This is a genomic window from Paraburkholderia kirstenboschensis, assembly GCF_032806925.1.
Classification (GTDB): domain Bacteria; phylum Pseudomonadota; class Gammaproteobacteria; order Burkholderiales; family Burkholderiaceae; genus Paraburkholderia; species Paraburkholderia kirstenboschensis.
This window is the reverse complement of sequence record NZ_CP136512.1, coordinates 1,409,882-1,429,644: the sequence shown is the minus strand read 5'-3', so window position 1 is coordinate 1,429,644 and position 19,763 is coordinate 1,409,882. Positions and strand designations below refer to the sequence as shown.

Genomic DNA, 19,763 nt, shown 5'->3' with positions numbered 1-19,763 from the left:
GTTGCGGTCAGATTGCGGTCCGCCTGGCAGGCGGGGGCTTGCTTGAAGATTGACGTGAGGCTTTGCTGTTAGCGGATGTATTGGGCTTGCCGCTCGATTGAGCGTCGAGCAAAGTTTGAGCGACGGCTTGCGCGTCGAGCGCGGCGTCCGGCTCGCCGCTTACCAGTGCGACAGCGATCGCGCCGTCGAGCAAGACCAGCCACTGCCGCGACAAACGCGCGGCGCGCCTTTCATCCACGTTCGCTTGCGCAACGAACTCGTCGCATTGGGTTCGCACAAATGCCAGCAGACGTTCCTTGTGTTCACGCGCGACGACGCGAATCGGATCTTCCGCCGAAGCGATTTCGCCGGCCGCGTTCAAAAACGCACAACCGTGAAAGTCCTCCGACGCGAACCATTCGCGCAATACATCGAACATGCCAAGCAGGCGTTTGCGCGCGCTCGTGCCGCCGCGCTGCTGCGTGCCTGCGATAAACCAGTTCATCCAGCGTTCGTCGCGCCGTTCCAGCGCGGCCGCGACGAGTGCGTCTTTCGATTCGAAATGTGTGTAGAAGCTTTTGCGCGCGGTGCCTGACTGCTTGACGATCGCATCCACGCCGGTTGCGTGTATGCCTCCCGCGTAGATCAACGCTTCCGCGGCGTCTAGCAGGCGCTCGCGTGGACCGGGTGCTGCCGCTTCTTCAATCCGAGTATGAGTAGCCATGTGCGAAGAGTAGAACGATCATTCTCCCTCGTCAAGTACTACCGCATTTTGCGTGCGGCTACCGCCAACTGTTATCTTGATCGAGATGAGTCAACCGGAAGCCATTGATGAATATATTCACTGCCCGCGCCATCGTCGCGCGCGCTTTGCTCGCTGCAACCCTGCTCTATGCAACGGCCTGCACGCCATTGCAAGTGCTCACGCATTCGGTCAGCCAGAATGAGGCGCGCGTGCCGGTTGGGCGCTACGATCTCGACCATGATCATTGCAGCATTACGTTCGACGTCGAACACTTCAAGTACTCGCGCTTCACGATGCGTTTTGACCGCAAGAAAGGGCAGTTGGACTGGAGCGAAGGCGGGCTTGAACGGAGTAGCGTGTCAGTTACGATCGACGCCGCGAGCATCGACACGAATGTGCCGCTGCTCGACAAAATGGTGAAAAGCCCGAGCCTGCTAGACGTGGAGCGCTATCCGGAGATCCGTTTCGTGAGTACGAGGTTTGAGCGCACCGGCGAATCTCGCGGCACGTTGACGGGCGAGCTGACCATTCACGGCGTAACGCAACCCGTCACGCTCGACGTCACATTCAACGGTTTCGCACCCGACCCGCTAACGAAAAAAGACACGCTCGGCTTTTCCGCAGAAGGGCATATCAGCCGCGCGAAGTTTGGGCTCGCGACATGGTATCCAGCTGTCGGCGACGACATTCACGTGCGCATTCAGGCCGAATTTGGCAGAACGCCCGCAGGCGCTTGAGCGCGCTGCGGGCGTGTATGACGCGGCGAGCGGCGAGCCTGTGTGCTACGCCGAAGTCCAGTCGAGAATGACTTTACCGCTTTCGCCGGAAAGCATGGTCGCGAACGCTTGCTGATAGTCGTCGACCTTGAAATGGTGCGTGAGGATTGGCGACAGGTCGAGACCGCTCTGCAGCATCGCGACCATCTTGTACCACGTCTCGAACATCTCACGTCCGTAAATGCCCTTGATTTCGAGGCCTTTGAAAATCACCTGGTTCCAGTCGATCGCCGTTTGCGCGGGCGGAATACCGAGCAGCGCAATCTTGCCGCCGTGGTTCATTGCTTCGAGCATGCCGGTGAACGCGCCCGGAACGCCCGACATTTCGAGGCCGACGTCGAAACCTTCGGCCATGTGCAGATCGGCCATCACGTCGCGCAACGATTCACGAGAGACGTTCACGGCACGCGTCGCGCCCATCTTACGAGCAAGGCCGAGCCGATAATCGTTGATATCGGTAATCACGACGTTGCGCGCGCCGACATGCTTCGCAATCGCCACGGCCATGATGCCGATCGGCCCGGCGCCCGTGATCAGCACGTCTTCGCCGACCAGATTGAACGATAGTGCGGTGTGCGTGGCATTGCCGAACGGGTCGAAGATCGCCGCGAGGTCGTCGGAGATCTCGGGCGGAATCTTGAATGCGTTGAACGCCGGAATCACCAGATACTCGGCGAACGCGCCCTCGCGATTCACGCCGACGCCCACCGTATTGCGGCACAGATGCCGGCGCCCGGCGCGACAGTTGCGGCAAAATCCGCAGGTAATATGGCCTTCGCCCGACACGCGGTCGCCAATCGAAAAGCCGCGCACTTCGGCGCCCATTTCAACAATTTCGCCGACGTACTCGTGACCGACATGCATCGGCACAGGAATGGTTTTTTGCGCCCAGTCGTCCCACTTCCAGATATGAATGTCGGTGCCGCAAATAGCGGTGCGCTTGATACGGATCATCACGTCGTTATGGCCGACTTCGGGCATTTTGACGTCAGTGAGCGTCAGACCGGGCGCGCGCTCGAGTTTTGCCAATGCTTTCATATGCGTCCCGTTTCAGATGACACCGAGGTCGCGGCCGACGCGCGCGAATGCATCCACGGCGCGGTCGATCTGTTCGGTTGTATGGGCGGCGCTCATTTGCGTACGGATGCGCGCGCGGCCCTTCGGTACGACCGGGAACGAAAAGCCGATCACGTAGACACCTTCGTGCAGCAACGCATCGGCCATTTTCGAAGCGAGTTGCGCGTCGCCGAGCATCACTGGAATGATTGGATGTTCGCCGGGCACGAGCGTGAACCCGAGCGCGCTCATCTTGTCGCGAAAGTGCGCACCGTTCTTGCGCACGCGCTCGCGTAGTTGCGCACCTTCGTCGCTTGCCAGTAGTTCGAGCACTTTCAGCGATGCCGCCGCAATGCTCGGCGTCAGCGTGTTGGAGAACAGATAGGGGCGTGAGCGCTGCCGCAGCAAGTCCACGATTTCCTTGCGCGCGGCGACATAGCCGCCCGATGCGCCGCCGAGTGCCTTGCCGAGCGTGCCTGTAATGATGTCGACGCGCGACAGCACCCCGCAATGTTCCGGCGTGCCGCGCCCGTGTTCGCCGACAAAACCGACGGCGTGCGAATCGTCGACCATCACGAGCGCACCGTAACGATCGGCGAGATCGCAGATGCCGGCGAGGTCGGCGATGATGCCGTCCATTGAAAACACGCCGTCTGTTGCAATCAGCGTGTAGCGCGCGCCCGCGGCGGCCGCTTCCTGTAGCTTCGCTTCGAGATCGGCGAGATCGTTGTTCTTGTAGCGAAAGCGCTTAGCTTTCGAAAGCCGCACGCCGTCGATGATGCTCGCGTGATTCAACTCGTCGCTGATGATGGCGTCGTTCTCGTCGAGCAGCGTTTCGAACAGACCGCCGTTGGCGTCGAAACAGCTCGAGTAGAGAATGCAGTCGTCCGTTTGCAGAAATTCGGCGAGCGCGCTTTCGAGTTGCTTATGCACGGTCTGCGTGCCGCAAATGAAACGCACCGACGCCATGCCGAAGCCGTCGTTGTCCAGCCCTTGCTTCGCGGCCTCGATGAGCCGCGCGTCGTCGGCGAGGCCCAGATAATTGTTCGCGCAAAAATTCAGCACGCCTGTGCCGTTGGCAAGACGAATGTCGGCCGATTGCGGGCTGGCGATCACGCGCTCGCTCTTGTAAAAACCGTCGGCGCGGATCTGCTCCAATGTGCCGCGCAGATGGGCGAGATATTGTTCACGCATGAACCGGGCTCCTGAATGGGTGATAGGCGGGTGCAGACGCCACCGCTTTGGGCACGCGCGACATGGGCGGACCCGAGGCGACCTGTTATAGTCGCCTGTCAGTTTTATCGGATTTTTTCGTTTTTCCGAACTAAAATCCGGTATGTCGAACAACTCTAAACGATGGATCTGGAAATGGCAAGCTCGGGTAATCGCCGTGCGGCGGCTGGCGCGGCGTCCACTCCCCATGCAATCGCGGCTCCCGCAATCCCGGCGCCGCCGCGCGTCGGCGAGCAGATTCAGCGTTTGCGCGCCGAACGGCGCATGACGCTCGAGGATCTGTCGCGTGCGGCCGGCGTGTCGAAATCCATGCTTTCGGAGATCGAACGCGACAAGGCGAATCCGACGATCGCGGTGGCCTGGCGGTTGACCAACGCGCTCGGAGTCAGTCTCGATTCGCTGTTTGCGCCGCAAAAAACCCCGGAAGCGATCGCCGTCGCCGGGCCACACGAAATCCCTACGCTGAGCGGGCACGATGCGAAGTATCAACTGCGGGTGTGGGGGCCGATCGAGTTGGCCGGCAAATTCGAGTGGTACGAGTTGACGCTTCAGTCGGGCGGGGCGCTTGTGTCGAACGCGCACGAACCCGGCACTCGTGAACATCTGACGGTGCTGCAAGGATCGATTGAAATTGAGGCAGCCGGCACCACCAGGCGCCTCAAGGCCGCGGACACGGCTCGCTATGTTGCGGACGAGCCGCACGCGATCCGCAATGCGGGCAAGGGCGAGGCAAAAGCATTGCTTGTGGTGATCCACGGCTGATCCGCTGTCTCACCGTAGCAATTTCGTCAACCGGCGAGAGAGTCGCCGACGGAATCGCGGCGTGTCAGAGGTTGCGTCGAACACTGTATATTTGTACAGTACAGGTATCGACTGGAGCCGATAATGAACGACCTGACGACCGAGCCAACCGACCGCGCTCTGGCCGCGCTGCGCTATCAAACCGCGGCGCGCGATCTCGAATATATCGTCCGCCATATCGCCGCGCGCTATATCGCGCAGCAAGTGCCGCTCACCTGGCGCCTGCTGCATGCGATCGAGGCCGAGGCGCTTGCGGACCTTGGATTTGCCAGCCGGCATGACGCACTCATGCTCGGTCTGTTCCAACGTCCGTCCGACCTTCCTTATCCGGAAACCGACGAGGGCGTGGACTTCGGCACGTCCACCGCGCTGCCCGCGGTGTTCGCGTTTGCCGTCTCCGCTTACGAGCAGGCGGTTCGCAACGCCGCGAAAGGCACATCTCAACCTGCCGCACATAAGCGGGTACAAGCTTGGGGCGACTGACCGTCTGCTTCGACAGTCGAGTCTACAATGTGCGCAACTAACTGAACGATAGCGCATGTCGCCTCCTCATTTATCCGATCCGGTTCCGCGTCCGGATCCGTCCACCGATCTTTTCGATCAGCAACGCGAAGACTGGCGCCGCGATCCAAAAATCGCGTTCGACGCCTGGCTTGCGAAGCAGCATTTCAGGCGTTCCTCAGCGCAGGTTTATCAGGCGCAGTGGGGACTTTTTCTCGAATGGTTGGCCACGCGTCAAAAGACGTTGATCACTGTCGACACGCAGAGCATCGCCGATTTTGTCGCTGGCCTCGATATACGTAAGCCGCAGCGCGTGCGCTATTTGCGCTTGATCGAGCGCGTGCTGGATCATGTGCGCGAAGTCGAAGCATCGTCTACCAATCCGGCTCGCTTCATCGCCCAGGATGGGGAAGCCGCGTGGCGCAATGCACGCGAGAACGAGCCGACCGGTTTTCTTCACCATGCCGAACGGGCCGCATTGATCGCGCATCTGTTTTCGCCGCTACAGGGCTTGTCCAAGGCACAGTGTTGGAAAGAACGGCGCGACCGCGCATTGATCGCCGTGTTCCTTGGCGGTGGGCTGAAAACCGGCGAGGCCGCCGCCTTAGCAGTTAGCTGCAAGACATCGGGCTCACCTTGGTTGACGATCGACTCGGCAAACCCGACGCTCATGCGGCGCACGCGGCTAGCGCCTTTCGCGTCGGCGATACTCGACGCATGGCTCGCTGAGCGGCGCCTGGCGAACCTTGCCGGCAATCTGATTTTTCCGGCGTCGCCTTCTGGCAGGCCAATGCACAAGGCCACGATGCTTCGTGCCGTTGATGCGCTCGTCGACGCGGCAGGAATTGCCGCGTCGCGTACATCGCGCGCGAGTCCGCAAACCTTGCGCAATACGTTTGCTGCTGATCTGTTCGAAAGCGGAGTGGAGGCGGAACTAGTCGGACAATGGCTCGGATTTGTGCAGGCCGTATCTGCGAATCGTCTCTATCGCGCCTGGCAAACATGGACGAAACAGCACGATTTACGCGTCATAGACGAACCGGATCCTGCCGCGCCGCTCTTGCCCGAACCTCGCATGGACGGGCGTTTCACGAGAACGCCGGGTGAGGCGAAGTCCTGAAACTTCTCACGTTTGGCGTCCCGAATTTCCTCACCTTTGCCGAAGGGCGCCCTTGCTTCACGCCGATGGCGAAAGCGAGTCGCTGGACAAAAACCGGCTGACGGCCTCCAGCCGTGAATCGCCGAGCCCGGATGAGTGCTCGCATTCCGGACACTGCAGTTCGAACCGGTGATCGACCTGCGAGAGTTCGGGCTCACCTTCCTCGCACTTCGGACAGCGCAGCGGCAAGCGCACATGGCCATCCGCTGCGGTTCCAATGGTCCGCAATTCGTCGCTCGTGAGGCGGCCGCCTTCAACCAGCGAGCAAAGCAAACTGCCGATCCCCGGGTCGATACCCTGCTGGCCGCGCAGAGCCGCAAGTTCTTTTGTCAGTGCGTCCACCTCGTCCGACTGTTCGCGCAGTTGGGCATCGAGCCGATCGCCCCGCGCCTTGGCTGCCGCAAGCTGTTGAATGAACTCGAATTCCTTTCGACTCGCGTCGCGCACGCCGGACTGATAGGTAGCGGCCATGCTGCGTAGCGAATCGAGTTCGACAAGCATCGGCTTCACTCGGCGCTCGGCTTCCGCGACGGCGTCTTTGATCTGCTGCGCGTAGTGTTCGGTGCTTTGGCGCAATTCCACGTGTAGCGCGTCGATGCGATCGCGCAGCGTCGCGTTCGTCGCCTGTTCCGTGTCGAGGCGTTGGCGGAGTGTTTCGTTTTCACGTTCCAGCCGACGCGCCGTTGCCTGCAGGCCTTCATGGTGGGCGGTGCCGTGCGTAGTGATGGTGGACAGCTCGGCTTCCAGCGCGCGAGCGCGTTCCCACGCGGCTTCCGCCCGTTGTTCACTGCGCTTGATTGCATCTTCGGAAGCGTCGCGGCGGATTTCTGCCTCGAGTGCGCGTTGTTCCGCCGAAGCGATTTGCGCGCGCGACTCCTCGCGCTCGGCGTCCAGTGTGGTGCGCGCGTGCGCGACGGCTTCTTCGAAGAGTGCGCCCAGCAATTCTCCGGCGCGCTCTTCCAGAACTTTCGGGATGGCTCCCGCGCCGACTTTGACTCGCGAGACATTACGGATGCGTTCCCAGAAGTGGTCGATGTCCTTCGGTATGTCGCTCGCGCTGCCCGTCTGGGTGAGATCACGCACGGCTGCCATCGACGGCCGTATGCCCAGGTCGAAAAATAGTCGCTTGCAGGCATGTAGTGACAATTCCTGGCGGCGGCTGCCGCGAGATCGCATGGCATCAAGCTCTTCGCGGATGGCTTGGCGTTCGTCGTCCACATTCATATTGTGCTCACTGTTGCGCTGATTGGACGAATAATAACAATCTACGTAGTGAACGATACGATTTTCTGACGATGCGTTCCCTTGCGCCTGTTGTGCGTGCAGCAGGGCGCAGTTTGCAGATGCAGAGTCACGTGGATGAGGATGCTTCGTGAAACAAAACTAAAACCAACGCATAACCCATTGTAAACAAAGGTCGTTTGCGATTGCCACTTTGATACCGCACTGTTTCACGATACGCAAGCTACAAGCGTTAAGGATTGGGATTGTTCCAAGGGCTCTCCGGTTTGGGGCTAGAGAGTAATAAAAGTAAACACCTTTGAACCCAAATTAAAAACGTTAACGCCAAAGCAAAACCTTACCTGGCGGGGCGTTCCGCCCGGCAAGGTGAAGCTTTCCGGGAGAGTTGGTGAGGGTCTGCGGGAATCCGGAGTGATGAGGTTCGGGGAGCGCGGTGAGCAGGTCCGGGATGTATCGTGAGCGGGTTCAGGGGACCCCTTCGCAGAGGACGTCACGCCAAGGTGAGTTTTTGCAGGACCGGTTCGACTGATCGCGCCCGCCAGGTCGAGACAGCAATTCCAGAAGCCGTAAGGATCAAGGTGAGCGCTTTCGGGAAGGTTGCTGTGCCCTGTTTTTGACCCTGTTCGAGCCGCAAAAAACCTCGAGGTGAGTGAAGACGGGAGAAAACGCCGACGAAAGGTGAGGCTTTACAGGGCCTTGGTGGCCATTTTGCCTTGATTTTAGGCATTTGGAGCCTTGAGGTGAGCTTTTGCGGGACGTGTCCACCCTCCAGGCGGCATCTTTCGGGCGGCGACGGCGAATTCGGAGTCATCGGCCGATGCAAAGGTGAGGAGATTCGGGAGGTGGTCGTCAGTTCGCCTCGTTGCTTCCGAAAAGTTGACCAGGACAAGGGGAAAGGTGAGGCTTTTCGGGGAGCTTTTGGACGGGTTTGCGGCGCAAAGGTGAGGAAATTCGGGGGCGCCATGACGCTTATCGTCCGGAAAAGTCCTACCTACGGCCTTTGGCCACCAGTTTATCGGCGGCGTTTGGATGGCAACGGTGAGACTATTCGGGAGCGGCCCAGCCGTCATTGCAGTTGGAAGAGGAGAGCAATCTGGCCTTAAGGTGAGATTTTACGGGAGGGGCGACGCTTGCTACGTACAGCATTGCGGCGATTTTGGTTGATATAACTGGTTGAAAATAAAGGACAATTTGCTCGGTTTTCGCAAAGTGAGGCTTTTCGGGAGGTGTGCGAGCAGTAGCCGCTGACGTGGCGCTGCGTTCCAAGGTGAGGTTTTTCGGGACTCTTTGGAAGGACTTTTGTCGCTTCGCCCTAAGGAAACCCACGCCGTTTGGAGCATTGAACCGATCTAACGGTGAGCTTTTACAGGGGCTGGCGAAAGCGGTTGCTGTTGACGCCGAAGTGTCCGCCGCGCCGAAGGGCGGGCTCCTGCCGAAGAGGTCGCAACGCGCAAGGCCACGCGAATCTAGTCGATCTGCGCATCGCGGGGGTCACCGCCCGCGTGACCGGCACGAGCATCGCCGTAAAAAAGATGGAATTTTTTGAGGTGAGAAGGTTCGGGATATTGCGCTCCCCTTTGAGCCGACGTGACAAACACCGTGTTTTTTCGCAGCCCGCGACACTAAAGGATTGCCGGAACCTGGTGCCAAACGGCGAAGGTGAGGGTTTTCGGGAGTCGCCGGAGGTGAGTTGCGTCGCGTAAACTCGCTTCACCCGCAATGGTGAGATCCACGCTATAGACGTGTATCACCGCAGTCGGTATGCTCTCGCCAAATCCCTCCTTGACCATACGCATGGCCACGAAGCGCGCCAAGAAAACCGATGTAGTCAGCCCCAGCTCGGCGGAATTGCGCAAGGCCGTCGAGGCGATCGCGATTCAGCCGAAGAGCGGCAAGATCACGCTGCTGACACGCAAGCTGTTCAATGTGCTGCTCGCGGTCGCACAGCAAGCCGATGAATCGGGTGATACCTATCGCGCGTTACTGTCGGACATCGTCGCCAACTCTGCGTTTGACTCCAACGACACTGCTCTCGTCAAGGAGCATCTGCGCCGGATGGTTTCGGTTCAGGTCGAATGGAGCACTGGTACGTCCAGCCAGAAGCCCGGCCGGAAGTGGGGCATCTCGACGCTGATCGCCGACGCCGAAATTCTCGAAGATCCGACTACTCGCCGGGTCTGGGTGGAATTTTCGTTCGCGCCGAAGATCAAGAAAAAGTTGCTCGATCCCGTGCAGTATGCGCGTCTTAGCCTGCAGTTCCAGAGTCAGTTGCGCAGTAGCGCGGGACTCGCGCTGTACGAAATCTGCGTGCGCTATCTGACCAATCCAAGCCATCTGACGATGCGCGAGTCGTGGGAGTGGTGGCGCCCTATCCTCTCCGGCACGCCGGACACGGAAGCGGGCGACGAAGCAAAGCGCGAATACAAATACTTCAAACGCGACTATTTGCGCCCCGCAATCGCCGAGGTGAACGCAGTCACGAATATCTTCGTGGAGCTGATCGAGCACCGCGAGGGCCGGCGCGTGGCCGAAATCCAGTTCCGCGTGACCGAGCGCAAGCAGCCTATGCTGGCTCTCGACGAACATCCGAACGTGTTCGACAGCACGCTGGTGGACCGGATGGTCAAGATCGGTATACCGCTGAAAGAGGCGCAAACACTGTACGCGGACAGCGAGGAAAACCGCATCCGTGCGGCTTTGCAGATGACCGAGCAACGCATGCGTAGCACGTCGTTGCCGCCGGTCCGCAGCGCGCCAGCGCTGTTCAAGGATGCACTAAAGAAAGGGTACGCGCCGCCCGTCGAGACGGTTGCGTCTGCTGGTAGCGCTAAGGCTGCGGTCGCGGCGCCTGCGGACGATCTCAAGGCGCGCCTGTTGGGCGAGTATTCCGCGTATCGTCGCAGGGAAGCACGCGAGCTCTACGACGAACAGGGCGAGTCCGAGCGGGACATTGCACGGCAGTCGTTCGAGGAAGAAGAGTTGCCGGGGTTGGGCGCCCACATGCGCGACGACTGGCGCCGCCGCGGGCTCGACTCGAAGATCGTCGAAACGGCGTTCTTCGATTGGCTGGCTCGCAAGACGTGGGGCGAGCCGACCGACGGCGATCTGCTCGCTTTCACGCTAAGTCAGTCCCGCGCGGCCTGATAGCCGGCGCACTGTCGGCGATGTTGGACGCAGCGGCGCATCTGCCCGCGACCGCTGCCCCACCGCTCGTCAGCGGCTGTTACTTCAACATCTTTTCGATCTGGTGAAGAATGTCGTCGCGCTTTTCACGCGTGAGGCCTTTGAGGCGCAATTCGATGCGGTCCTCTCCGTACGTCTTCAGGTCGCCGACCGACACTCCGTCCAGCTTGACTTCCAGCCGCTGCGCATAGCGCTGGCGACCTGCCGGTTTGGTGCTTTCCTGCGCAGTCGCCCTGCCCTTGACGATGTCGGCAACCTGCCGCGTGCTTAGGTCGTCAGAGAGGATCTTGTTGATGAGACGCAGCGTTGCGTCGGCACCGCGAGCCGCGTGATAGCGGCCGACCTGATACGCCATGTTGGAGCCGAAACGGTCGGGCCGCGCGACCATCTCATGCATGACGGCTTCGGGCAGCTTGGCAATCGACAACGCTACCGCAACCGTCGACTCGTCCAGACCAAGGTGCTCGGCCAGCTCTTTCTGGCTCTGGAAATGGCGGTCGTCCAGAAAGCGTTTCCAGACTACAGCGTTGTCGAATACTGTCTGCGAATCTCGCTGGACGTTGAGGTCGTAGCCGAGCTTGTAGCTCTGGATTCCGATTGGCAGATCGATAACGATCGCCTTCACCGATTCCTTGTTTGCTTCCTTTAACGCCCGCACACGTCTGCCGCCGTCGCTGACAAAGTAGGTTCCTGGATTGTCATAGTCAGGAATGACGTGGATCGCCTGCTGTTGCCCTTGCTTCGCCAGATTGACGGCGAGTTCGGCAATCGATGACTTCACATAGAAGTGCCGCGGATTGAAGGGACTTGGCTTGATGGTCTTCAGCGCAAGCTCGATGACCTGGCCGGGGCGATATCCGTGTTCAACTCTCCATGCTCGATAAGCGGCGGACTCGTTTTCGATGTCGGCAGTGTCGAGATCGGAATTGGTTTGCGAGACTACGGCCGAAAGCGGTCGTACGGTGCCGTCGGGGGCTTTCGAGGCGTTGTTCTTGACCAGACCGTCAATGGCGTTCAGTCGATCTAGCGCCGTTCGCTTCTCGCTGCTGGTCGTATCAGGACGTGCTTGAAAGCCTTTGGCAAATTGGGAGGGTTTCATTCAGGGTCCTTTATGCGCATAAATTCACGGGAGCAAGGCGGCGATCTCATTCGCGCACGCCCGTACTTCGATGGCGGCGAGCTTGGCGCCGCGATCGCTCATCTGTAGCACTGTTTGACCCAATGCCATTGCCTGCTTGTAGGCTTCGCGTGTGGGAATCTGGGTCTTGAGGAGGGGAAATCCAAGTTCCTCTAACGCCCGCTTCAGCTCGCGCGTCAGCATGCGCTTTTCTTCCGTCTTGTTGAGCAGAAAAACTGCGCGCAGGTCTTCGTTCATCACTTGCGCTTGCTGGACAAGTTTGACTAAGCCGATGCTCGACCAATAATCGGCAGGCGACGAAGACGTCGGTATGACGGCAACACTCGCCGCGAGCAGTACGACGCCCGAGACTTTTTCCGTAATGGAAGGCGGGCAGTCGACGACGATGATGTCGTAGTCGGCAACAAACTTCTTGATCTCACGGTGAATCTGGCTGCCGGCTTCGGAAAGATTGACGACGGGGAACGGGATGCCGGTGTCACCGTCCGACGATGCGCTGGCCCAATGAATCAGTGTGTTCTGACCGTCTGCGTCCACGACCAGGACTCGTTTTCCTTTTTCATGGAAAGCCGCCCCGAGATGCATCGCGATTGTGCTCTTCCCGACCCCACCTTTTTGCTGAGTTACCGCGATGATTTCAGCTGCCAATGTTCACCTCCTCTTTTTAAGCGCAGATGGATTTTACCTGGAAGAATTCGTATTTCAATCGTTTCTTTTGAATTGAGATGGAAATAGCCGTTCAGCCAGGTTTATGCGCATAAAGATAGATTGCGACGCACGCGGAGGGCGAGGGTCGGGGCGTGGGTGTTCGGGGAATGCTCTGGGGTTGCCCTGCGAGTCCGTCTTGGCGGAACTTGTCAGTGCGGTCGTGGCGCGCTATTTGGTGCGATGACGGGCGCTTCAAATAGTGACTCGATCGTCCAACTGCCTTTGCCCGGCTCGTCGCACAAGCTTATAGGCTGGCACGGCGCGTTGACGGGAACGTCTAGCCGAAGCGTGCTTGATCGCAACCGGCCGTCGCTCGGTTTATGCGCATAAACTCCCGTAGCCTCTGTGAAGTCCACATGGTGTTGCTCGCTGCTTCATAGTGGCGAGTGGACTGCGTGTCCTGTCGCATGACGAAAGCCACGCACTGCCCGCCAGATCCGGGACCACGGTTTCCAGACAGACGGGCGGCGCGTGAGTAGGGGCCAAGAAGTCGCGAGTCGTGAATCAAATTCCCGAACCGCAGGTGCAGTGACATCAACGGGGCGAAGCTTGGCAGCTTTATGCGCATAAACCTGCTTTCCCCTGCACCGTAGTAGACAGACGAGACGGGGATTTAGATCGGTCCGCGACTCAGGTAGAGCGGTCCGGCTTCGGCATCGAGGACGCTTAACGAAGCTGCCATGTCACCCACTTTGTGCTCAAGCGGGGATCTGTCTGCATCAAAGGCTTTCGCATTTCTGACCGGCCGCTTGGCAGCGACGCCGGACACACCTTCGCGATCCCTATGTTTAACATGGCGACGACGCGTCCCGCCGTTCGACGGGCACCCAGTCAGACCTTATGGAACTGAAAAGCAGGGCGAGGTGGGAATGCCCCAGAGCCATCCGGTAGCGGGATAAAATGCAACTAGCACGTCCCCGAACGGACCAGCCTGACTCCCGCTAGCAACCAATCCGACCATGATCACCATCTACCACAACCCCCGCTGCTCTAAGAACCCTTAACAAAATGAACGAAGGGGCTGTTAACCCGCGACGAATGCTGTTAACCTTTTCATTGTTTCGACGACGAAAAGGATATGGCCAAGCCGATACTCGACGACGACCTTTGGGCACTCATCGAACCGTTGCTGCCCCCTCCCAAGCTACGGCGAACCCGTTTTCCAGGGCGCAAGCCGCTCGACAATCGTGCGGTGCTCACGGGCATCCTCTTCGTCTTACAGACGGGCCTGCGTTGGGACCTACTGCCTCGCGAGATGGGGTGCGGCAGCGGCATGAGTTGCTGGCGTCGTTTGCGTGACTGGCAGGCCGCTGGCGTTTGGGACCAGTTGCACGAGGTGCTGCTCGCGCGATTGCGCGCAGCCGACCAAATCAATTGGTCTCGCGTCATCGTCGATTCCTCTTCAATCCGCGCTGTGGGCTCAGGTCAAAAACAGGACCGAATCCCACAGACCGCGCGCGACCCGGTTCAAAGCACCATCTCATCACCGAGGCGCAAGGCATCCCGCTCGCGGTGATACTCACCGGCGCCAACCGTAATGACGTCACTCAACTCCATACGCTGGTTGAGGCTATCCGGCCCATCAGCGGCAAGCGCGGCAGACCACTATCGAAGCCTCGGGTCGTTCAGGGCGACAGAGGCTACGACCACGACAAATATCGACGTCCACTGCATGCTGCCGGCATTGCAACCGAAATCGCTCGGCGCGGTCAGCCTCATGGTAGCGGTCTAGGCAAAACACGCTGGGTCGTGGAGCGGACTATTTCGTGGCTTCACAACTTTCGCCGACTGCGTATTCGCTTCGAGCGCCTCGCTTTCATCCACGAAGCCTTCATGAAAATCGCCTGCTGCATCATATGCTGGCGACATCTGCAAAAGTCATTCTGTTAACGCCTCTAAGTCCCGCGCGACCTGCGAGCTGATTACCAGCACTTATAGCGACGGCGAAGAAACCGTAGAGATCATCGAATACTTGGATCATCCGCTCACCGTCGTCCAATTACAGCGGCTGAATATCCAACTGGCCTGTCCGGTGCGCGCCATGATCCGCGACACCGAGTCCGCATACGACGCATTGGGTCTTTCCGATCCCACGTTATCCGACGCTCAGTTATACGAAGCATTGGCTGCGAATCCAATACTTCTGCAGCGGCCGATCATTGTGCGAAACGGGCGTGCAGTGATCGGCCGTCCACCCGAGAATGTGGCGAGCTTATTCGTTTGAGGCAGCACCAACGCGCAAAAATGAAGTGGACCGGATGGCCCCGAATGCAATGCAGTGCAATGCGGACGAGACCTCCACGGCCAGCGTCACATCCTTGCGCAACTGTCTTCGCGGCCATGATCTGCAGTCCACCTGAACCTGTCGGCGATCCGCTGGCGTTCCGTGCAATATGCTTGCATCGACGGGCTCCCGAGTCCCCTTACACGGACTCCACCAAGTGCAATGACACTCGGCGTCGAGGCCGTGAATCGGCGCCCGTTGAATTGCCGCCCACGCCTATGTAACAACAACGCGCCCAAGCCCGCTAATGTCGACTTCGTCCGATCGACGTAGAGCGCGAATCGTTGTTGAACCTCGCGAGCGCCCTCGGCAGCGACACGCGCCCGCAGAATTGACCGCACTGGCAGTAATTAACGCAGACCTGTCACTTCCTGACACGCTACGCCACCTACACTAGCGCAGCAGCAACAGATGCGTCGCACTCCAGCGCGAGCGCGTCTTAAACATAAAACGGAGTCCGAATGCTTGAACTACGACCGTCCTGTGAGGGATGCGGAAAGTCGCTGCCGCCGAACGCGTCCGATGCCATGATCTGCACCTACGAATGCACTTTCTGCGAAGTGTGCGCGCTGACGAATTTGCGCAATGTATGCCCCAACTGCGGTGGGAATTTCGAGCGTCGACCGATACGCACGCGAGCGCAGTTGGCAAAACATCCGGCGCGTAGCGAACGAACCGCCGTTGCGATCGACGAAGCCTCGCACGCCGAGTTCTTCGAGCGTTATCGCAATACGCCCCCCGGCGAACGGTGACGCCCCCCGAGCACCTCCGTGACACCGCTAGAAGCGCACCGCGAGCACACGGCGAGCACACCGCGAGCACACCGCGAGCACACCGCGAGCACACCGCGAGCACACCGCGAGCACACCGCGAGCACACCGCGAGCACACCGCGAGCAACCCAGGCAACCCAGGCAACCCAGGCAACCCAGGCAACCCAGGCAACCCAGGCAACCCAGGCAACCCAGGCAACCCAGGCAACCCAGGCAACCCAGGCAACCCAGGCAACCCAGGCAACCCAGGCAACCCAGGCAACCCAGGCAACCCAGGCAACCCAGGCAACCCAGGCAACCCAGGCCCACCCTCACCGCAACCCCACCGCCACCCAGCATCAATCCTCGCCGTTCATCCCGCCCGGCGCCGAAATGCCGCTCATGGTACGAGCAGCTTCACGCAGCAGTCGAATCTGCTTGCGATAATTGCGGCAGCCGCTGCATGTAGGCAGATGCAGCCGAATGGCGACCCATTCGCCCGTCGTCAACGGACGATCCAAGGCGTCGGACAGCAGCCGGGTGATGTTCTTACATTTCCCCATTTGCATCCTCGCTAGATAGGCCCTTCTCGCTCAGGCAGGTGCGCAAGCGCAGGCGCGCGCGATAAATCAGCACACTGCAATGGTTGGCGGTCATCTGCAATTCCGCGCAGATTGCATCGGTGTCCAGGTCGAGAAATTCGCGCATCATGAAAACCCGCCCGATGTGCTCGGGCAGGTGCTCAACGCACGCCTCGAAGAGCGCCCAGAATTGTTGCTGACGCAGCGCCGTTTCGGGCGTCGGCCAAGGGCGCGGCTTAGTCCGTTGCGACCAGTGGCCGTTGTCCTTGAACAACTCGCGATCGAGTAGCGCCTCGCCATCGAGTTCCGATTCAAGGGCAGAGAGGTTCACCGTGCGTTGCCGGGTGCGCAGCGTATCGACGAGTTTGTGCCGCAGAATGCCGAACACCCACGTCTTATGCTCCGACTGCCCAGCGAACCGGTCGGCCTGGGTCCAGGCGGCGGCCAGCGCTTCTTGGACAGCGTCTTCGGCAGCGGCGGCATCGCGCAGTTGCAAACGGGCGAAGCGCACGAGGTCGCGACGGAGCTGGGCCAGATAAACGGGATCGTCGAGTGCCCCTCCGCTCAGTTGCCTCACGGCAGGCTCCGCTGCACGTTCCGCGAAACGCGCGCGCGGTCGTTTGGATGGTTGTCGCTCATAAGCGGGGAGTTCGTCTCGCACAGGGTTCTGGCACGAGCGCCATTCTGCCGCAGCTTGCCGCGCAAGCGAATGGGTATTGGACATGCTCGGCTCTCCTATGCGAGGACTTGTAGGCGTTCGTCGCGCGGGGCGGTCATCTTATGACAAACCGAAATCAATTATTGCGGAAAGTGAGAATAACGCCGGTGGCTCGGGCCCGAGACGAGCCGGCCCCGGGCAAACGCACGCCAGTCACGGCGATGCGGCGTAGTGGACCAGCCGCAACCCGCGCATTATTTCAGCTACTGAAAAGAAGTCTTCCCGTCTACCCCATTTTTAGGCAGACACCGAATCGCTATTCTTCGGCCATCGATCGCACCAGATCGCCAGCCAACACCACGAGGAGTAGCACCATGAAACGCATCCTGTCCGCCCTGATTGCTTCCGTCGCTTTGTTCGCCGCCGCTTCCGGCGCAGCCCAAGCGGCCGCTCCGGCGCAGTGCAACGGCCCGGCATCGTACTGCAACGTGTTTTTCGGCAACTAAGCTCCGGCTAATGGCCGGATGCATCATGCATGCACCAGCGGCGGACGGCGGGACTCGTTGACGCGAGCTGACCAAAGCAAGAAAGGGCGCCGATTAGGCGCCCTTTTTTCGTCCCGCCTTCAACATGAAACTGAACGCAGTCGGGTGAGCCAACCAGCATCTCCGCGCCCAGCCAACGCCGTGCGCCCCCATCCCTGCTTTTCGACACCTGCGCGCTGGTGCACGTCGCGTCGCGTTCCGCGCCTTTCGGGGAATCGCCGCCGCAAACGCGTTTCAACGAACGCCGTTTCCGCCCGTAACCCACGCGGCCACCGCCTCAATGTGCGATACACCCCGCACCTTCACCACTCAGAATTGATCGCAGAAAAACAGCCGCTGCCTCCAGATGGAGTAGGCCGGAGGCAGGCTTGATTGACAAGGCAAAAGTAGCAGTTATCCACAAGGTTATTCAGTAAAACTGTGGATAACTTTTGCGGTTGCCGCGTTATCCACCGCGACAGCATAGAGCCGCCGCCCTTTTCCGCCACTTCGCTCCATTGCGGCGCTACCAGGCGCCTTGGATCGAGCTTTTTGCCTATGATGACAGTCCGTACCCTTTGCGCGTCGAGCGCCTCATTCGAGGAAGCGAATCATGGCCGTACACATTGCAGTTGTAGTCGGCAGTCTGCGCCGCGAGTCGTTCAACCGTCAGCTGGCGCAAGCTGTCGTCTCGCTGGCCCCGTCCGACTTTACGTTCGAGTTCATCGACATCGGCTCATTGCCTCTCTACAGCCAGGAGTACGACGCGGATTATCCCGAAGCCGGCAAGCAACTCAAACAGCGGGTTGAAGCCGCCGATGGCCTGCTGTTCGTCACGCCCGAATACAACCGCTCGATCCCCGGTGTACTCAAGAACGCGCTCGACTGGGGCTCGCGCCCGTGGGGCACCAATTCCTGGGGTAGCAAGCCGGGCGCGGTGATCGGCACCTCGGTGGGTGCGACCGGTTCGGCCCTCGCGCAGCAACATCTGCGCAATGTACTGGCTTATCTCGACGTCCCGCTGCTCGGTCAGCCCGAGGTGTTCATCAAGCACGATCCCGCGGTCATCAATGAGAAGGGCGAGATTCTGAATGATGGGACGCGCAAGTTCCTGCAGACTTTCGTCGACCGCTACGTTGACTGGGTCAAGCGGCATAACGCTGCCTGACGTTTTCAGCCTCGACCGATCGATCGACATAAACGCGGCGGCGTCGCCATAGCCTCCCGGCACGCCGCCGCTGCCGCTACCCCCGTTCCTGCTCCTAGACGTGGTGATGCCCGGTCACGCGCTCCCAGCCGTGACGCACGGCAAGCTTGAAGCGCTCCCAGGTGCTATCAGGCGAGGTTGTTTCCCAATGACGCCGTGCTTCCGGTTCAACGTCGTCCCACGCTCTGTCCCGATAACGCACGTCCTTGCCGATTTCCGCACCGTAGCGGTAGGCCGGCACGTAGTCTTCGTAACGCGCGTCGTCGGCGGCGTACTGCTCGTCGTAATGCGTGCGGAAATCTTCTTCGTACTCCAGGTATTCGTTCGGAATCTGGCCGCTCAGGCCGGCCGTCGGTTGCGCCGCGCCCGAAACCACTTCGGACGGCTGCATTACAGCACCCGAACCCGGCGCCGAGCCGGCGGCAATCGCGCTGCGTCCCGCATCGGGCGCTAGCGGGTCGAACAGAGGGTCGCGCAGCGGATCGGTGGCGGCGCTTTCTGTGAGTGGCGGCGGGACGAACGGCTCCGCGTCGGTGCTTCGAGGCGAAGTCGAATACAGCGGATCAGCAGTCGTAGCAGCCGGCCCGCCGCTTGCACTGAAAGTGGGAGAGGCAGGTGTTCCCACACTGCCCGGTGTTGCTGTCCCCGTTCTGACGGATGTCGGCGTGTCACGGACCGTCGATGTCGTCATTCCGGGTTCGGGTCCACGCGGCGTTCCCGGCGTGACCGCGCCGATTCCCAACTCGTCGAGTAACGAATGCTCGCGGGCACTCTCCGTGGCCGATTGCGTGCCCCAGTCCGGCGAACGCTCGCCGATATCGGTCGCGCCAAGCCGCGTTAGCGTGTTGCGAGCGAGTTCCGCGTGGGATTCACTGGCAGCGTCGATTACGACGAGCACGGCGCCCCGCCGCACGGCTTCGGTGTAGCGCGCGGTCTCCGGCGCCCGCGAGCCGCTGGTAAAGAGGCTCGACAGGAAGCGCTCGACGTTCGCGAGCACTCCCGAACCGGCGACCTCGGCGGTTGCGGAATCGACTGACGGTTCGGCGTTGGCCTGCAAGTCGATTGTGTCGCGCGCGAAACCGGTCTGTACTAGCGTGTCCCGAGCGGTCTCGGCTTCAGGATAGGTGCTGAATAAACCAATCACGGTATGTCGCATGGCTGTCTCCCGTTTTTGGATAGGACGGACGGCGCGGCACGCGCCATCCCCGACTATCTGAGGTATGCCGCAACGTTCATG

General features: G+C 60.2%; 18 protein-coding genes and 2 pseudogenes. 10 read left to right on the top strand and 10 right to left on the bottom strand.

Going from position 1 to position 19,763, the window contains the following annotated elements; all coding sequences use genetic code 11:
• Nucleotides 1–7: 7 nt before the first annotated feature.
• Complete coding sequence (locus tag RW095_RS15205) at nucleotides 8–703, bottom strand: TetR/AcrR family transcriptional regulator (RefSeq protein WP_317019743.1); 696 nt, start codon at nucleotides 701–703, stop codon at nucleotides 8–10.
• Between the two features lie 107 nt (nucleotides 704–810).
• Between RW095_RS15205 and RW095_RS15200 the strand changes: the two genes are divergently transcribed.
• Nucleotides 811–1,461, top strand: a complete 651-nt coding sequence (locus tag RW095_RS15200) for a YceI family protein (protein ID WP_317019742.1) — start codon at nucleotides 811–813, stop codon at nucleotides 1,459–1,461.
• Between the two features lie 45 nt (nucleotides 1,462–1,506).
• On the opposite strand, the gene tdh is transcribed toward RW095_RS15200, so the two are convergent.
• Both tdh and RW095_RS15190 read right to left on the bottom strand, forming a co-directional pair.
• Entirely contained in the window at nucleotides 1,507–2,538 is a 1,032-nt protein-coding gene (gene tdh / locus RW095_RS15195; protein ID WP_317019741.1) for an L-threonine 3-dehydrogenase, read from the bottom strand.
• Nucleotides 2,539–2,550: 12 nt separating this feature from the next.
• On the bottom strand, nucleotides 2,551–3,750 hold the full coding sequence (locus RW095_RS15190; RefSeq protein WP_128598068.1) for a glycine C-acetyltransferase: 1,200 nt from the start codon (nucleotides 3,748–3,750) through the stop codon (nucleotides 2,551–2,553).
• 174 nt (nucleotides 3,751–3,924) lie between these two features.
• On the opposite strand from RW095_RS15190, the gene RW095_RS15185 reads away from it, so the two are divergent.
• From RW095_RS15185 to RW095_RS15175, 3 genes are all read left to right on the top strand, one after another.
• Nucleotides 3,925–4,551, top strand: a complete 627-nt coding sequence (locus RW095_RS15185; protein WP_317019740.1) for a helix-turn-helix domain-containing protein — start codon at nucleotides 3,925–3,927, stop codon at nucleotides 4,549–4,551.
• Nucleotides 4,552–4,674: 123 nt separating this feature from the next.
• On the top strand, nucleotides 4,675–5,073 hold the full coding sequence (locus tag RW095_RS15180; RefSeq protein WP_317019739.1) for a DUF2471 family protein: 399 nt from the start codon (nucleotides 4,675–4,677) through the stop codon (nucleotides 5,071–5,073).
• A gap of 55 nt (nucleotides 5,074–5,128) precedes the next feature.
• Nucleotides 5,129–6,211, top strand: a complete 1,083-nt coding sequence (locus RW095_RS15175; protein ID WP_317019738.1) for a tyrosine-type recombinase/integrase — start codon at nucleotides 5,129–5,131, stop codon at nucleotides 6,209–6,211.
• Nucleotides 6,212–6,268: 57 nt separating this feature from the next.
• Here the strand turns inward: RW095_RS15175 and RW095_RS15170 are convergent, their stop codons facing one another.
• On the bottom strand, nucleotides 6,269–7,474 hold the full coding sequence (locus RW095_RS15170; RefSeq protein WP_317019737.1) for a DNA-binding protein: 1,206 nt from the start codon (nucleotides 7,472–7,474) through the stop codon (nucleotides 6,269–6,271).
• 1,812 nt (nucleotides 7,475–9,286) lie between these two features.
• Between RW095_RS15170 and RW095_RS15165 the strand changes: the two genes are divergently transcribed.
• Entirely contained in the window at nucleotides 9,287–10,636 is a 1,350-nt protein-coding gene (locus RW095_RS15165; RefSeq protein ID WP_027779032.1) for a replication initiation protein, read from the top strand.
• A 79-nt stretch (nucleotides 10,637–10,715) separates the two neighbouring features.
• On the opposite strand, the pseudogene RW095_RS15160 reads toward RW095_RS15165, so the two are convergent.
• From RW095_RS15160 to parA, 3 genes and pseudogenes are all read right to left on the bottom strand, one after another.
• Nucleotides 10,716–11,591, bottom strand: a pseudogene (locus RW095_RS15160) (ParB/RepB/Spo0J family partition protein); the annotation flags it as partial.
• A gap of 65 nt (nucleotides 11,592–11,656) precedes the next feature.
• Nucleotides 11,657–11,774: pseudogene (locus RW095_RS41465) on the bottom strand (ParB/RepB/Spo0J family partition protein); the annotation flags it as partial.
• A 24-nt stretch (nucleotides 11,775–11,798) separates the two neighbouring features.
• On the bottom strand, nucleotides 11,799–12,461 hold the full coding sequence (parA, locus tag RW095_RS15155) for a ParA family partition ATPase (protein ID WP_006047459.1): 663 nt from the start codon (nucleotides 12,459–12,461) through the stop codon (nucleotides 11,799–11,801).
• A 1,138-nt stretch (nucleotides 12,462–13,599) separates the two neighbouring features.
• On the opposite strand from parA, the gene RW095_RS15150 reads away from it, so the two are divergent.
• From RW095_RS15150 to RW095_RS15140, 3 genes are all read left to right on the top strand, one after another.
• A protein-coding gene (locus RW095_RS15150; RefSeq protein ID WP_317017800.1) for an IS5 family transposase occupies nucleotides 13,600–14,411 on the top strand; the annotation gives its coding sequence in 2 pieces (ribosomal slippage) (nucleotides 13,600–13,948 and nucleotides 13,948–14,411; 813 coding nt in all).
• Nucleotides 14,389–14,745 carry an arsenate reductase family protein gene (locus tag RW095_RS15145; RefSeq protein ID WP_317019860.1) on the top strand — a complete coding sequence of 119 codons (357 nt, stop codon included), beginning with the start codon at nucleotides 14,389–14,391 and terminating at the stop codon, nucleotides 14,743–14,745. The genes RW095_RS15150 and RW095_RS15145 overlap by 23 nt, the downstream gene beginning before the upstream one ends.
• A gap of 521 nt (nucleotides 14,746–15,266) precedes the next feature.
• A complete protein-coding gene (locus RW095_RS15140) occupies nucleotides 15,267–15,557 on the top strand; it encodes a DUF1272 domain-containing protein (protein ID WP_317019735.1) in 291 nt (96 codons plus the stop codon).
• Between the two features lie 358 nt (nucleotides 15,558–15,915).
• On the opposite strand, the gene RW095_RS15135 is transcribed toward RW095_RS15140, so the two are convergent.
• Both RW095_RS15135 and RW095_RS15130 read right to left on the bottom strand, forming a co-directional pair.
• Entirely contained in the window at nucleotides 15,916–16,125 is a 210-nt protein-coding gene (locus RW095_RS15135) for a zf-HC2 domain-containing protein (RefSeq protein ID WP_317019734.1), read from the bottom strand.
• Nucleotides 16,106–16,861: an RNA polymerase factor sigma-70 gene (locus tag RW095_RS15130; RefSeq protein WP_394365140.1), complete on the bottom strand. Its 756-nt coding sequence runs from the start codon at nucleotides 16,859–16,861 to the stop codon at nucleotides 16,106–16,108. The genes RW095_RS15135 and RW095_RS15130 overlap by 20 nt, the downstream gene beginning before the upstream one ends.
• Before the next feature lie 308 nt (nucleotides 16,862–17,169).
• Between RW095_RS15130 and RW095_RS15125 the strand changes: the two genes are divergently transcribed.
• Both RW095_RS15125 and RW095_RS15120 read left to right on the top strand, forming a co-directional pair.
• Nucleotides 17,170–17,301, top strand: coding sequence for a hypothetical protein (locus RW095_RS15125; RefSeq protein ID WP_317019733.1), 132 nt, complete (start codon nucleotides 17,170–17,172; stop codon nucleotides 17,299–17,301).
• Between the two features lie 631 nt (nucleotides 17,302–17,932).
• A complete protein-coding gene (locus RW095_RS15120; protein ID WP_317019732.1) occupies nucleotides 17,933–18,487 on the top strand; it encodes an NADPH-dependent FMN reductase in 555 nt (184 codons plus the stop codon).
• A gap of 94 nt (nucleotides 18,488–18,581) precedes the next feature.
• Here RW095_RS15120 and RW095_RS15115 read toward each other — a convergent pair whose 3' ends face one another.
• Entirely contained in the window at nucleotides 18,582–19,682 is a 1,101-nt protein-coding gene (locus RW095_RS15115; RefSeq protein ID WP_317019731.1) for a hypothetical protein, read from the bottom strand.
• Nucleotides 19,683–19,763: the final 81 nt, after the last annotated feature.

Excerpts from the sequence above, each read along its gene's own strand:
- RW095_RS15205 (WP_317019743.1), bottom strand. The coding sequence starts at position 703 with ATGGCTACTCATACTCGGATTGAAGAAGCGGCAGCACCCGGTCCACGC.
- tdh (WP_317019741.1), bottom strand. The coding sequence starts at position 2,538 with ATGAAAGCATTGGCAAAACTCGAGCGCGCGCCCGGTCTGACGCTCACT.
- RW095_RS15140 (WP_317019735.1), top strand. The coding sequence starts at position 15,267 with ATGCTTGAACTACGACCGTCCTGTGAGGGATGCGGAAAGTCGCTGCCG.
- RW095_RS15200 (WP_317019742.1), top strand. The coding sequence starts at position 811 with ATGAATATATTCACTGCCCGCGCCATCGTCGCGCGCGCTTTGCTCGCT.
- RW095_RS15170 (WP_317019737.1), bottom strand. The coding sequence starts at position 7,474 with ATGAATGTGGACGACGAACGCCAAGCCATCCGCGAAGAGCTTGATGCC.
- RW095_RS15175 (WP_317019738.1), top strand. The coding sequence starts at position 5,129 with ATGTCGCCTCCTCATTTATCCGATCCGGTTCCGCGTCCGGATCCGTCC.
- RW095_RS15130 (WP_394365140.1), bottom strand. The coding sequence starts at position 16,861 with ATGTCCAATACCCATTCGCTTGCGCGGCAAGCTGCGGCAGAATGGCGC.
- RW095_RS15185 (WP_317019740.1), top strand. The coding sequence starts at position 3,925 with ATGGCAAGCTCGGGTAATCGCCGTGCGGCGGCTGGCGCGGCGTCCACT.
- RW095_RS15125 (WP_317019733.1), top strand. The coding sequence starts at position 17,170 with ATGAAACGCATCCTGTCCGCCCTGATTGCTTCCGTCGCTTTGTTCGCC.
- RW095_RS15115 (WP_317019731.1), bottom strand. The coding sequence starts at position 19,682 with ATGCGACATACCGTGATTGGTTTATTCAGCACCTATCCTGAAGCCGAG.
- RW095_RS15165 (WP_027779032.1), top strand. The coding sequence starts at position 9,287 with ATGGCCACGAAGCGCGCCAAGAAAACCGATGTAGTCAGCCCCAGCTCG.
- RW095_RS15120 (WP_317019732.1), top strand. The coding sequence starts at position 17,933 with ATGGCCGTACACATTGCAGTTGTAGTCGGCAGTCTGCGCCGCGAGTCG.
- RW095_RS15190 (WP_128598068.1), bottom strand. The coding sequence starts at position 3,750 with ATGCGTGAACAATATCTCGCCCATCTGCGCGGCACATTGGAGCAGATC.
- RW095_RS15180 (WP_317019739.1), top strand. The coding sequence starts at position 4,675 with ATGAACGACCTGACGACCGAGCCAACCGACCGCGCTCTGGCCGCGCTG.
- RW095_RS15135 (WP_317019734.1), bottom strand. The coding sequence starts at position 16,125 with ATGCAAATGGGGAAATGTAAGAACATCACCCGGCTGCTGTCCGACGCC.